Annotated in this window: 14 protein-coding genes and 1 riboswitch; of the genes, 7 read left to right on the forward strand and 7 right to left on the reverse strand. The window is 73.0% G+C overall.

Annotated elements, in window-relative coordinates:
* The first annotated feature begins 129 nt into the window (after nt 1-129).
* Nucleotides 130-756 carry a DUF4126 domain-containing protein gene (locus ACFWP3_RS29200; RefSeq protein WP_384226824.1) on the forward strand — a complete coding sequence of 209 codons (627 nt, stop codon included), beginning with the start codon at nt 130-132 and terminating at the stop codon, nt 754-756.
* A 35-nt stretch (nt 757-791) separates the two neighbouring features.
* Nucleotides 792-2,225: a phytoene desaturase family protein gene (locus tag ACFWP3_RS29205; protein ID WP_384226826.1), complete on the forward strand. Its 1,434-nt coding sequence runs from the start codon at nt 792-794 to the stop codon at nt 2,223-2,225.
* A 22-nt stretch (nt 2,226-2,247) separates the two neighbouring features.
* On the opposite strand, the gene ACFWP3_RS29210 is transcribed toward ACFWP3_RS29205, so the two are convergent.
* From ACFWP3_RS29210 to ACFWP3_RS29230, 5 genes are all read right to left on the reverse strand, one after another.
* Nucleotides 2,248-3,165 carry a hypothetical protein gene (locus ACFWP3_RS29210; RefSeq protein ID WP_384226828.1) on the reverse strand — a complete coding sequence of 306 codons (918 nt, stop codon included), beginning with the start codon at nt 3,163-3,165 and terminating at the stop codon, nt 2,248-2,250.
* 51 nt (nt 3,166-3,216) lie between these two features.
* The gene (gene metF / locus ACFWP3_RS29215) at nt 3,217-4,131 is read right to left on the reverse strand and encodes a methylenetetrahydrofolate reductase [NAD(P)H] (protein WP_384226830.1); all 915 of its coding nucleotides are present in this window, start codon (nt 4,129-4,131) and stop codon (nt 3,217-3,219) included.
* Nucleotides 4,132-4,221: 90 nt separating this feature from the next.
* Complete coding sequence (thiE, locus tag ACFWP3_RS29220) at nt 4,222-4,863, reverse strand: thiamine phosphate synthase (RefSeq protein ID WP_384226832.1); 642 nt, start codon at nt 4,861-4,863, stop codon at nt 4,222-4,224.
* 76 nt (nt 4,864-4,939) lie between these two features.
* On the reverse strand, nt 4,940-5,305 hold the full coding sequence (locus ACFWP3_RS29225; RefSeq protein WP_384226835.1) for an Rv2175c family DNA-binding protein: 366 nt from the start codon (nt 5,303-5,305) through the stop codon (nt 4,940-4,942).
* Between the two features lie 72 nt (nt 5,306-5,377).
* Entirely contained in the window at nt 5,378-6,598 is a 1,221-nt protein-coding gene (locus ACFWP3_RS29230) for an NAD(P)/FAD-dependent oxidoreductase (protein ID WP_384226837.1), read from the reverse strand.
* A gap of 80 nt (nt 6,599-6,678) precedes the next feature.
* Nucleotides 6,679-6,791: riboswitch (TPP riboswitch) on the forward strand.
* On the opposite strand from ACFWP3_RS29230, the gene thiO reads away from it, so the two are divergent.
* The 3 genes from thiO (at nt 6,789) to ACFWP3_RS29245 (ending at nt 8,958) form a co-directional block, all read left to right on the forward strand.
* Nucleotides 6,789-7,958, forward strand: coding sequence for a glycine oxidase ThiO (thiO, locus tag ACFWP3_RS29235; RefSeq protein WP_384226839.1), 1,170 nt, complete (start codon nt 6,789-6,791; stop codon nt 7,956-7,958). (Overlaps the previous riboswitch by 3 nt.)
* Nucleotides 7,955-8,155 carry a sulfur carrier protein ThiS gene (gene thiS, locus ACFWP3_RS29240; RefSeq protein ID WP_384226841.1) on the forward strand — a complete coding sequence of 67 codons (201 nt, stop codon included), beginning with the start codon at nt 7,955-7,957 and terminating at the stop codon, nt 8,153-8,155. Before thiO ends, thiS begins: the two co-directional genes overlap by 4 nt.
* Nucleotides 8,156-8,160: 5 nt before the next feature.
* On the forward strand, nt 8,161-8,958 hold the full coding sequence (locus ACFWP3_RS29245) for a thiazole synthase (RefSeq protein ID WP_384226844.1): 798 nt from the start codon (nt 8,161-8,163) through the stop codon (nt 8,956-8,958).
* A 283-nt stretch (nt 8,959-9,241) separates the two neighbouring features.
* Here the strand turns inward: ACFWP3_RS29245 and ACFWP3_RS29250 are convergent, their stop codons facing one another.
* Both ACFWP3_RS29250 and ACFWP3_RS29255 read right to left on the reverse strand, forming a co-directional pair.
* Nucleotides 9,242-9,499, reverse strand: coding sequence for a hypothetical protein (locus ACFWP3_RS29250; RefSeq protein ID WP_384226846.1), 258 nt, complete (start codon nt 9,497-9,499; stop codon nt 9,242-9,244).
* Nucleotides 9,492-9,659 (reverse strand): hypothetical protein, encoded by a 168-nt coding sequence (locus ACFWP3_RS29255; protein WP_384226848.1) that lies wholly within the window; start codon nt 9,657-9,659, stop codon nt 9,492-9,494. Before ACFWP3_RS29255 ends, ACFWP3_RS29250 begins: the two co-directional genes overlap by 8 nt.
* Before the next feature lie 150 nt (nt 9,660-9,809).
* Between ACFWP3_RS29255 and ACFWP3_RS29260 the strand changes: the two genes are divergently transcribed.
* Both ACFWP3_RS29260 and ACFWP3_RS29265 read left to right on the forward strand, forming a co-directional pair.
* Complete coding sequence (locus ACFWP3_RS29260) at nt 9,810-10,982, forward strand: helix-turn-helix domain-containing protein (RefSeq protein WP_384226851.1); 1,173 nt, start codon at nt 9,810-9,812, stop codon at nt 10,980-10,982.
* Nucleotides 10,925-11,644 (forward strand): YdcF family protein, encoded by a 720-nt coding sequence (locus tag ACFWP3_RS29265; RefSeq protein ID WP_384226853.1) that lies wholly within the window; start codon nt 10,925-10,927, stop codon nt 11,642-11,644. The genes ACFWP3_RS29260 and ACFWP3_RS29265 overlap by 58 nt, the downstream gene beginning before the upstream one ends.
* The last annotated feature ends 188 nt before the right edge of the window (nt 11,645-11,832 follow it).

Genomic DNA, 11,832 nt, shown 5'->3' on the forward strand with positions numbered 1-11,832 from the left:
ACCGGGGGCCCCCCCGCGTTTCCCACCGGGGCCATACGCCCCCCCGCCAAACTTTATTGTGGGTAGGAACGCCGGCCGGTTACCGCCCCCTCACTGCTCCGCGGCACCGCGCTGCGGCATGATGTGGGGGTGAGTGTGCTCCCCCTGGTCTTCACCAGCGGCTGGGCCAGTGGGATCAACGCGTACGCCGTGATCCTCCTGCTCGGCGTCTTCGGCGCGACCGGCCTGACCGACGAGGTCCCGGCCTCCCTGCAACGCACCGACGTGCTGATCGTCGCGGGCGTGCTGTTCCTCTGCGAGGCCGTCGCCGACAAGATCCCGTACGTGGACTCGGTCTGGGACTCGGTCCACACGGTGATCCGCCCGGTCGCCGGTGCCACGGTGGGCGCGCTGCTGGCCGGCCAGAGCGGTTCGCTCTCCGACATCGCCGCCGGCGCGGTGGGCGGCTCCACCGCCCTGGTCAGCCATTTCGTCAAGGCCGGCACCCGGATGGCGATCAACACCTCGCCCGAGCCGTTCAGCAACATCGCCATGAGCACCGCCGAGGACCTCGGCGTGGCGGGCCTGGTCACCTTCGCGATGTTCAACCCCGAGGCCGCCGCCATCATCGCGGCCGTCCTGCTGGCCGCCGGGCTGGCCCTGCTGATCTTCCTCTGGACCCGGATCCGCCGCTTCCTGCGCCGCCGCGCCCAGCGCCGCGAGGAGAAGCGGCTGGCCGCCGAAGCCCGCGCGCACACCGCCGCCCCACCTCCCTGACCTGAGGGGACGCCTCCCTCGATAGGCTCATCCGCATGGCACGAATTGCGGTGATCGGCGCCGGGATGGGCGCGATGGCGACGGCGGCCCGGCTGGCCGTGGCGGGGCACCGGGTGACGGTGTACGAGCGCGGGGCGACGTACGGGGGCGCGGTCGGCCGGTACGAGCGCGAGGGCTTCGCCTTCGACACCGGGCCCGGCCTGCTGCACCTGCCCGCCGTCTACCGCGACCTGTTCGTCAAGACCGGCAAGCGGTCCCTGGAGACCTGCGTGGACATGGCGCAGGCGGACCCGGCCGTCCGGCACGTCCTCCCCCACCACGGAGTCGACGTCGCGCTGCCCGGCGCCTCCCGCGGCGGGGTCGCCGCCGCCCTCGACGGGGCCTTCGGCCAGGGCGCGGGCGAGCGCTGGAACGCCGTGCTGGGCCGCGCCCGGGACGCCTGGGACGCCACCCGCCGGCCGCTGCTGGAGGAACCGCTGCCCGCCGACCGCCGGGCCCTGGCCGCCGACCCGTACCCCGCGCTGCGCCGCGGCGGCCTCCTGCGCCGCCGGCCCCCGACCCTCGCCGAGGTGGCCGACCGGGAGCTGGGCGGCGGTCTCGGGGAGCTGCTGGCCGGCCGGGTGCGCGCGTACGGGATCGACCCCGGCCGGGCCCCCGGCTCGGCCGCCGTGCTGCCGTACATGGAGCAGACCTTCGGCAGCTGGTACGTGCGCGGCGGGATGCGGGCCCTGGCCACCGCCGTCCACGAGCGCTGCCGTGAGCGGAAGGTGGAGTTCGTCTTCGGCGCGGAGGTCCGGGAGGTCCGCACCGACGCGGGCCGTGCGGCCGGGCTGCTGCTGGCCGACGGCAGTGAGGTCGCGGCCGACTCCGTCGTCTGCGGGATCGACCCGCGGCTGCTGCCCGCCGCCTCCCTGCCCTGGCCGCGCGAGGCGGTCCCGGCCCGCGGCCCGGACCTGCCGAGCCGGCTCACCCTGTTCCTCGCGCTGAGCGGCGCCCGTCCCCCGGGGACCGTCCACCGCACCCTCGTGCACTCCCCCGGCCTGGACGTCACCGTCCTGCGCCCCGACGACCCCGCCACCCGCCCCGACGCGGACCACGAGGCGGTGACGGTGACCGCCGTGTGCGGACCGGCGGGCGCGACGGGCGCGGCGGACCCGTCCCCCGAGCGGCTGCTGGAGCTGGCCGGGCGGGCCGTGCCGGGGCTGCGGGAGCGGCTGCTGTGGCACGAGGCGCACACCCCCGCCGACATCGAGGCGGCGACCGGCGCCCCGGGCGGCTCGGTGCCCGCCCCCGCCCTCGCGGGGGCCGGCGGGCGGCTGCTCTACCCGGCCAACGCCACGGCCGTGCCGGGGCTGTACCTGGCGGGCGGCTGGGCGCACCCCGGCGGCGGGCTGGCGCACGCCGGGATGACCGGGGCCCTGGTGGCCGGGCTGATCGTGGAGGGCGCGGAGTTCCGCGGCTCCCAGTGACCGGGCCGCGGCCGGCGGGCGCTCAGTAGCGGTACTGCTCGTACTCGCCCTGCTGGGGGTACGGGTACTGCTGCGGCGGCTCGCCGCCCTGCTCGTCCCCCGGGTAGGGCTGGGCGGCGTCGCGCTGCTGCGGGACCCAGACCCCGCCGGGCGGGGTGTCCATGGAGTACTGCTGCTGCCCGTGGTCGGGGTACGGGGGGTAGGCGGAGTACTGGGCGTAGTTCGCGTCGTTCGCGTAGTCGTAGGACGCCGGCTGTCCGAGGCCCCCGCCGGTGCCGATGTACGGGTCCGAGTAGGCGGCGTAGACCTGCTGCTGATCGCCCGGCTGGTAGCCGGCGGAGTAGTCGTACCCGCCGACCCCGCCCTGGCCCGCGGGGTCGTAGTACGCGGCGTACTGGTGGGCGTCCTGCTCGGCCGTGGTGAACGGCGAGGCGAAGGCGGCCGTCTGGCCCGCGTCGGCGGTGGGCGCGAAGCTCTGTATGCCGTAGGAGCCGGTGTCCTCGGGCATCGGCTGCGGGCTGTAGACGTCCTCGACCGCGGGCGGGAACCGCCGCTCGGAGACGCGGTCTTCGGCCGCTTCCGCGGCCCCGTCCGCGCCCTCGTACTCCAGCGCGGTGACCTGGAGGGCCGGTTCGGGACGCGCGCCGCCGGAGCGCCGGCGGCCGGACTGCCGTACGGGTTCCCCGCCGCGCCGCAGCGCCCAGCCGGCCACGAAGCCCTTGCGGAAGGAGAGCGTCACCAGGGTCTGGCCCACGGCGAACGCTGCCGCGCCGGCGCCGATGACCGGCACCGACGGCAGGACCACCCCGGCGACCACGCCGAGGAAGCCGGTGAAGGCGAGCAGGCGCCAGCGGAGCCGGGCCTTGTACTGCATCAGGACCTCGGCAAGCAACCACAGCGCGACGAAGCCGAACGCGATGTAGAGGACCGTCATACCCATGCATGGCCCCTCTCGGTACGGCCGGCCGCCCAGGCAACGGGGGCCCGCCGGTCAGGCCCGCTGGTGCAGGCCCAGGTTCTCGTAGATCTCGAGAGACGCCGTGGAATTGTTCAGCGTGATGAAGTGCAGCCCTGGGACACCCTCGGACAGCAGCCGCGCGCAGAACTCCGTGGCGAACTCGATGCCAATGGAGCGTACAGCGGCCGGGTCGTCCTTGACGGCGAGCATGCGTTCTTTCACGTCCGCGGGGAAGACCGCGTTGCTGAGTTGGGGCAGCCGGTCGAGCTGCTTGATGCCCACAACAGGCATGACCTCGGGGATGATCGGGGTCTCGCAGCCCGCCTTCTCGACGCTGTCGCGCAGCCGCAGATAATTCTCCGGATCGAAGAACATCTGGGTGATCGCATAGTCGGCGCCCGCGCGGCACTTGTCCACGAAATGCCGGATGTCCGTATCCCAGTCCTTCGAACGCGGGTGCATCTCGGGGAAGGCGGCGACGCCCACGCAGAAGTCGCCGGACTCCTTGAGCAGCCGGACCAGGTCGGCGGCGAAGTGCACCCCCTCCGGGTGCGCCACCCAATCGGCCATCGGGTCGCCCGGCGGGTCGCCGCGCAGGGCGAGCATGTTGCGGATGCCGGCGTCGGCGAACTGGCCGATGACGTGGCGCAGCTCGGCGATGGAGTGGTCGACGGCGGTGAGGTGGGCGACCGGGGTGAGGGTGGTGTCCGAGGCGATCTGCTCGGTGGCCTTGACGGTGCCGCCGCGGGTGGAACCGCCGGCTCCGTAGGTCACGGAGACGAAGCTCGGGGATACCGCCTCGACCCGCCGCAGCGCGTTCCAGAGGTTGCGTTCGCCCTTCTCCGTCTTGGGGGCCCAGAACTCGAAGGAGTACGAGCGCCCGGACGCGAGGAGGTCGCGGACCGTGTGTGCACGATCCGACCAGGTGGAAGCGGTACCAGAGGCCATACGGGCAGGTTAGACGCGGGCTGGCGGACACCGAAGCGGTGTCCGCCTTTTGGACACGTTTTTGGACACCCTCCGGGGGGCGGGCCCGTCCTAGCCGAGGCGGGCGCGGACCCGCTTGGCGAGTTCCGCGGCGGCGGCGCCGGGGTCGGTGGCCTCGGTGAGGGCCCGGACGACGACGACGCGGGTGGCTCCGGCGTCCAGCACCTCGTCCAGATTGCCGCTGTCGATGCCGCCGATCGCGAACCAGGGCCGGTCCTGCCCGAGCGAGGCGGCGTACCGGACGAGTCCGAGGCCTGGGGCGTAGCGGCCGGGCTTGGTGGGGGTGGGCCAGCAGGGGCCGGTGCAGAAGTAGTCCACGCCGGGCTCGGCCACGGCCGCGTCGACCTCGGCCTCGGCGTGGCAGGAGCGGCCGATGAGCACGGAGCCGGGGCCGCCGAGGATGGCGCGGGCGGCGGGCACGGGGATGTCGCCCTGGCCGAGGTGGAGCACGTCGGAGCCGATGGCGTGGGCGACGTCGGCCCGGTCGTTCACGGCGAGCAGCTTGCCGTGGCGCCGGGCGGCCTCGGCGAAGACCTGGAGGTGCTCGAGCTCTTCGCCCGCCTCCATGCCCTTGTCGCGCAGCTGGACGATGTCCACGCCGCCGGCCAGTACGGCGTCCAGGAACTCGGGGAGGTCACCCTGGCGCTTGCGGGCGTCCGTGCACAGGTAGAGCCGGGCGTCGGACAGCTGCATGGGTGTACCCCCGTGATGGAGGCGGTGTACGGACCCCGGGGGCCCGTACACCGCGGTGGAGCGGATGCGGATCAGGTCAGAGGGCGAGCGCCTGGGCGCGGCGCTTGACCTCCGTGCCGCGATTCTCGCTCAGCGCCTGCGCGGGGGTGCCGGGCAGGGTCGGGTCCGCCGTGAAGAGCCACTCCAGGATCTCCGCGTCGGAGAAGCCGTCGTCGCGCAGCACGGTGAGCAGTCCGACGAGGCCCTTCACGACCTTGTCTCCGTCGATGAAGGGGGCCGGTACCTGCAGGGCGCGGTTCTCGCCCCGGCGTACGGCGATGAGCTGCCCCTCCTTGACCATCTGGCGGACCCGGGTCACCTCGACGTCGAGCATCTCCGCGATGTCGGGGAGGTGCAGCCAGGAGGGGACAAGGGCATCGATCTTTGCGTCAATCTCGGTCACGGGGACAAGCCTGCCACTTCGGCTGGGCCGCCGGTACCGGGGCGAGCCGTCCGGGGGCCCGGTGCTCCGCCGTCAGGCCGTCGCCGACTTGAGCGGGGTACCCGGGTCGCGGACCTTGGCCGGGTCCAGCTGCGCCCCCGTCTCGATCAGCTTGCGGCCCTGCGCCAGGTCGCGGGGGCGGCCGACGGCCAGCAGCGCGACCAGGGCCCCGTCCTTCAGCCAGCACACCGACCAGGCCGGCTCCCCCGGGTCGCCGCGCCAGAGCAGGGTGTCGGCCCCGCCGTGGTGGCCGGCGTACTGGACGAAGCGGCCGAACTGCTCCGACCAGAAGTACGGCACGGGGTCGTAGGCCCGGGCCGGCTCCCCGGCCAGGATGTTCGCGGCGACCGCCCGCGGCCCCTGGAGCGCGTTGTCCCAGTGGTGCACGAGCAGCCGGGTCCCGTAGCGGGCCGAGGGGAAGGAGGCGCAGTCGCCGACCGCGTACACGCCGGGCAGCGAGGTCCGCAGGTGGGCGTCGGCGGTGACCGAGCCGTCGGGGCCGAGCTCCACGCCGGTCCCGGCCAGCCAGCCGGTGGCGGGGCGGGCGCCGATGCCCACCACCACCGCGCCGGCCGGCAGCGCCCGCCCGTCGGCGAGGAGCACCCGGCCCTCCTCGACCCCGGCGACCTTCGCTCCGGTGACGAGGCCGGCGCCGGCCTCCTCGTACCAGCGGGCCATCGGCTCGGCGACCTCGGCGGGCAGCGCGCCCGCCAGGACCCGGTCCGCGGCCTCGACCACGGTCACCTCGCAGCCCGCCTCGCGGGCCGCGGTGGCGAACTCGGCGCCGATCCAGCCCGCCCCGACGACCACGACCGAGGGCGCGGCTGCCAGTACGGGGCGCAGCCGCTCCGCGTCGTCCAGGGTGCGCAGCAGGTGCACGCCCTGGACGCCGTCGGTCCCGGGCAGGGTCAGCGGCTGTGCGCCGGTGGCCAGGACGAGGACCCCGTACGGGACGGGCCCGGCCTCGGTGTCCAGTTCGCGTGCGCCGGCCCGCAGCCCGGTGACCTCGGTGCCGAGCCGCAGGTCGATGTCCAGCGCCTCGAAGTCCACGTCGAAGGCGGAGTCCTCGGCCTTGCCGAGCAGGACCGCCTTGGACAGCGGGGGCCGGTCGTAGGGCTGGTGGGGCTCGGCGCCCAGCAGGGTCACGGGGCCGGTGAATCCGCCCTCGCGCAGGGCGACGGCGGTCTGCACACCGGCCATTCCGGCGCCGACGATCACGACGCCGCTCTCAGTCTGTTCCGTCTGCTCGTTCACCCGGCCACCCTAATCATCTGACGGCCCGTCAGGAATAGGTGCCCCTTACCCGCCGTCGGCGACGGGGTTAGTCTGGCCACCGTACCTATCGCGGGAGTCCGGGCGCACCGGGCTGAGAGGGAGGCTGGACGGCCTCCGACCGTACGAACCTGATCCGGGTCATGCCGGCGAAGGGAGGGGCTGGACGCCCATGCACTCATCTCGGAAGGGATCCGACGTCCTCGTCATCGGGGGCGGGATCATCGGACTCGTCACGGCCTGGCAGGCGGCCCGCCGGGGCCTCGGCACCGTACTGGCCGATCCGGCCCCCGGCGGCGGGGCCGCCCAGGTCGCGGCCGGCATGCTCGCCCCGGTCACGGAGCTGCACTACGGCGAGGAGGCCCTGCTGGGCCTGGGCCTCGCCTCCGCCGCACGCTATCCGGAGTTCGCCGCCGAGCTCGCCGAGGCGAGCGGCGGCCTGGACATCGGCTACCGCGCCTGCGGCACCCTCGCCGTCGCCCTGGACGCCGACGACCGGCTCCACCTGCGCGAGCTGCACGCCCTCCAGCGCCGCTGCGGCCTGGAATCGGAGTGGCTCACCGGCCGCGAGTGCCGCCGCCTGGAGCCGATGCTGGCCCCGGGCGTCCGCGGCGGGCTGCGCGTGGACGGCGACCACCAGGTCGACCCGCGGCTGCTCGCGGCCGCCCTGCTCACCGCGTGCGAACGGGCCGGGGTGGAGGTCCACCGGGCGGCCGTGGAACGGCTGCTCGTCACCGCCGACCGGGCGGCCGGCGCCGTCCTCGACGACGGTACGGAGCTGCGCGCCGACCAGGTCGTGCTGGCGGCGGGCTCGCTCAGCGGCCGGCTGGCGGGCGTACCGGCGGAGGTGGTGGCACCCGTACGCCCGGTGAAGGGACAGGTGCTGCGCCTGTCGGTGCCCCCCGCCTACGCGCCGTTCCTGTCGCGGACCGTACGGGCCGTCGTACGCGGCAGCCACGTCTACCTGGTGCCGCGGGAGAGCGGCGAACTCGTCATCGGCGCCACCAGCGAGGAACTCGGCTGGGACACCACGGTCACCGCGGGCGGGGTCTACGAACTCCTGCGCGACGCCCACGAGCTGGTGCCCGGCATCACCGAACTCCCGCTGGTGGAAACCCGGGCGGGACTGCGCCCCGGCTCGCCCGACAACGCGCCGATGCTCGGCCCGACCGACCTGCCGGGCCTGCACCTGGCGACCGGGCACTACCGCAACGGGGTGCTGCTGACCCCGCTCACCGGCGAGGTCATGGCGGACCTGCTGACCACCGGCGAACTGCCGCCGATCGCCCGCCCCTTCAGCCCCCGCCGGTTCTCCGCCGCACGTCAGGAGTCGTACGCATGACCATCTCCGTCAACGGCGAGCCGCGCGAGGTCGCGGCCGGCACCACGCTCGACGCGGTGGTCGCCACCCTCACCGCGGCGCCCTCCGGAGTCGCCGCCGCGCTCAACGAGACCGTGGTCCCGCGCGGGCAGTGGCCGGCCACGGCCGTGGGCGAGGGCGACCGGGTCGAGATCCTCACCGCGGTCCAGGGAGGCTGAGCGCCATGGCAGACGACCTCTTCACGCTCGGCGGCCGGACCTTCTCCTCCCGCCTGATCATGGGTACGGGCGGGGCCCCGAGCCTGGACGTGCTCGAGCGGGCCCTGGTGGCCTCCGGCACGGAACTCACGACGGTGGCGATGCGGCGGCTGGACCCGACGGTCCAGGGCTCCGTCCTCTCCGTGCTGTCGAAGCTCGGCATCGCGGTCCTCCCCAACACGGCGGGCTGCTTCACGGCGGGCGAGGCCGTGCTCACCGCGCGGCTCGCGCGGGAGGCGCTGGGCACGGACTGGATCAAGCTGGAGGTGGTCGCGGACGAGCGGACCCTCCTGCCGGACGGCGTGGAGCTCCTCGACGCGGCCGAGACCCTGGTGGACGAGGGCTTCACCGTCCTGCCGTACACGAACGACGACCCGGTGCTGGCGCGCAAGCTGGAGGACGTGGGCTGCGCGGCGATCATGCCGCTGGGGTCGCCGATCGGCTCGGGCATGGGGATCCGCAACCCGCACAACTTCGAGCTGATCACGGAACGGGCGGGGGTCCCGGTCATCCTCGACGCGGGCGCCGGGACGGCCTCGGACGCGGCCCTGGCGATGGAGCTGGGCTGTGCGGCCGTGATGCTCGCCTCGGCGGTGACGCGGGCCCAGGCGCCGGCGCTGATGGCCGCGGCCATGCGCGATGCCGTGTCGGGGGGGCGGCTCGCGTTTCGCGCGGGGCGCATCCCGCAGCGCCGGTTCGCCGCCCACGCGTCGTCTCCTGCGGAGGGCCGCGCCACCCTGGACCCGGAACGCCCGGCGTTCTGAGGGAGGGTGGGGTACGGGACTTGCGGCGCGGGCCCGCCATCTCCTCCCCTCGCCCCCCGGGGCCGGTCGGCGGTTGCCCACCCGCCCCCGGGTGCGGGTCCGGGGGCCGGGGAGCGGTAGCCCCTTGGCCAGGATCAGAGAGGGTTCGGAGGGTTCCCGTCAGCCCCATCGTCCTTCCGTATCGTGCCGTTCCCTCAAAGCCATGGCTCGGGGCCGGGGGCCCGACTACCTGCCCCAAATGCCGCCCAGAGCCCCCTGGGGAGCACCCAGACGCAGCAGATCGCTACGCGCTCCTCTGATCTCGGCGACCGGCGGCCGTCTGCGGCTGGTCGTGGGCGCGTTCAACGTTGGCGACGGCGGTGGTGAACTCTCGGCCGGAGGCGTTGCGGATGTAGGCCAATTCCATCCAGCGCTCATGGGCCAACGAATCCGAGACGTTTTCGTTGATCACTGCCATCAGCACCCCCTCGGTGCCGGACGCGAGGTCCCGGACACGGTGTCGTAGGAGCCGATGGGGGACGTACCCGTAGCGTTCAGTCATGGCAGACCGCCTCGAAGGTGCTGAGGAAGCGCTCCCAGCCGGCCTGAGCCCGATCAAGCAGGCCGGTACTGGGCTCAGCCATGGCGGCCACCCTCTTGACAGGCACGTCCGCGGTCTCGGGCGCCTCGCAGACGCAGCTGTGCGCGATGCGGTCGGTCACAGGTCAACTCCTCCATAGGCAGGTGGTTTCACCCATCAGCCTGGACGCGTCCCAACCGTGCGGGAATGACCGCTTGTTGCACTTCCGTTGTACTTGCGTCCCCCTTAGGCGGTCCGGCGTGATTCGATGGCGGTGGGAAGGGAGCGATGTGTGGCGACCGTGCACCACTGGACCGGGCTGGAGGCCAAGGCACTCCGGCTCGCGCTGCGGCTGAGCGTCCGCGCGTTTGCCGAACACCTCGGTGTCGGCGTGCGGACCATCTCAAAGTGGGAGAAGCTCCAGGGGCTAACCGAGCCCCGCCCGGACACCCAGGCGATCCTCGACACAGCTCTGGCACGTGCGAATGCGGCCGCCCATCTGCGGTTCGAGACGTTTCTGTCCGAGGCCGGACACCCGGGGACGGAAACCGCACGGCGGGTGACACTGGCAGGTCCGCTGGCCTGGGAGTACGAATCCTGGGCCGATGACCTGGACCGGGTCGTGGTGGCCCTCTCTCAACAGGATTTCACGTTCGCCGATAGCCTGCTCAGCCGGTGGCCAAGCCGCTTCAAGACCCCCGATCTGGACGAGAAGGGCCTGTATCTGTTTGCCCGCTCGACCGCCTTGCTCGGCGACCTCAAGCGATATCGGGGAACGCCCGCCGGACTGCTGTCCGCCCAGCACTCCTATGTCGGTGCGCGCGCCGTCTTCACGCACCTCGGCATCCCGCGCCGTGTAGCCCAGCTCGACCTGTCCCTCGCGATCGTCATGGAGATGTCCGGCGAGCTGGAAACCGCTGCTCGCGCCTACGAAACCCTGGCTGTCGACGACCGGCTCTCTCCTCGCGACCGCGCGAGTGCCCGCTTGTGGGTGGGAACCGCGCTGAGCAAGGACGGTCAGCACGAATACGCGACGCGTGTCATGACAGCCGCGACTCGTGACTTCGAGAACCTAGCCGAACCCGACGACTGGTCGGTGGCCCACCAGAAGCTCGCCCTCGCCCGCCGCGACGCCGGAGACCTCACCGCCGCGTTCCGGTTCCTGGACGTCGCCTGTAGCACGGGCACCGTGCGGTCCCCGATGCAACGGGTGCAGCTCACCACCGCTCAAGCCCACATCTTGCGCACCGATCCCGCCACCCGTGACGACGGGCTCCGCCTTCTCGACGAAGCCGCAAAGATCGCCGCTCAGTCCGACCTCGGGCATCAACTACGTAGCATCGAGGCCATCAGACGGACGTGCGAGGGCGCCTTCAAACCCCTACACCGCCGACCAGGGAGCACCGAGTGGCAGACGGACGCCCGCAGGGAATCACCGAGGATCAGCTGCAGGCCGCCCAGCTGATCTGGGACTACCACCACATGCGTCACGAACTCCTCCCGTGCGACGCGGCCATTGCTTTGGGCTGCAACGACCTCGGCGTAAGCACCTACGCCGCCCACCTGTACGAGACCGGGTTCTTCCCCGCCCTCGTGTTCACCGGCGGCAACAGCGCGGCCACCAGCAGCGTGTTCCCCCGTGGCGAAGCCGTGCACTTCCACGAACACGCCCTCGCGCTCGGCGTACCCGCCCACGTGATGCTGCTGGAGCCGAAGGCGGCCAACACCGGGCAGAACATCGCGTTCGCGCGTGAGACTCTTACCGCCGCCGGGATCCGCCCCCGTTCCGTGCTGCTGATCAGCATGCCGTACATGGAGCGACGGGCCTTCGCCACCTGCCGCGAGCAGTGGCCCGACGTCGAAGTAGTGTGCGCTTCCGACCCATTGTCCTTCGAGACCTACCTCAAAGGCATGGGCGACGAGGAATCCGTGATCAGCATGATCGTCGGCGACCTGCAACGGGTGATCGAGTACCCGAAGCAGGGCTTCGCCATCGCCCAGGACGTACCGGAGGGCGTGCATGTCGCTTACGAGTCCCTCGTCCGCGACGGCTTCACCAGCTGTCTCACCAGCCCTGACCAACCGAGACCAGCCCCAGACGGCCGCCGGCCGCCGAGAAGCGCGTAGAGCGATCTGTCGCGCTTGGGTGCTCCGCAGGGGTCCGGTCAACATTTGGTGCAGCTAACTGCGCCCCGGCCCTGGGGCGGGGGTCTGGGGGCCCGGATGCCCGGCCGGCCGACGCCCGGTCCCGCGCCCGTCACCGAAGGGGATCACGCAGTCACGCGACGAATGAGCGCCCTTGGGAGACCGGCACG

This window comes from Streptomyces sp. NPDC058525 (genome assembly GCF_042719495.1).
Classification (GTDB): Bacteria; Actinomycetota; Actinomycetes; order Streptomycetales; family Streptomycetaceae; genus Streptomyces.